1 protein-coding gene is annotated in these 266 nt (G+C 42.5%); it reads left to right on the top strand.

Annotated features, from left to right (window positions below; genetic code table 11):
* Positions 1-266 (top strand): hypothetical protein (locus Q0893_RS19540; protein ID WP_299278979.1); only part of this gene is annotated, 266 nt, incomplete at both ends.

Genomic DNA, 266 nt, shown 5'->3' with positions numbered 1-266 from the left:
GCAACATTTAATAACACGACCTGTTCGTGGGATGTAACTGGATCACAGCCAGCAGAACCTGCAACTGAATGTTATGAGACGGCAACATTTAATAATACAACGTGTTCATGGGATGTAACTGGATCACAACCAGCAGAACCTGCAACAGAATGTTACGAGACTGCAACGTTTAATAATACGACTTGTTCGTGGGATGTAACTGGTAGTCAGCCTGCAGAACCTGCAACAGAATGTTATGAGACTGCAACCTTTAATAATACAACGTG

It is taken from the genome of uncultured Psychroserpens sp. (assembly GCF_947494225.1).
In the GTDB taxonomy this organism is placed as follows: Bacteria; Bacteroidota; Bacteroidia; order Flavobacteriales; family Flavobacteriaceae; genus Psychroserpens.
The sequence above is the reverse complement of the archived record's forward strand: the minus strand, read 5'-3'. Positions and strand labels throughout refer to the sequence as shown.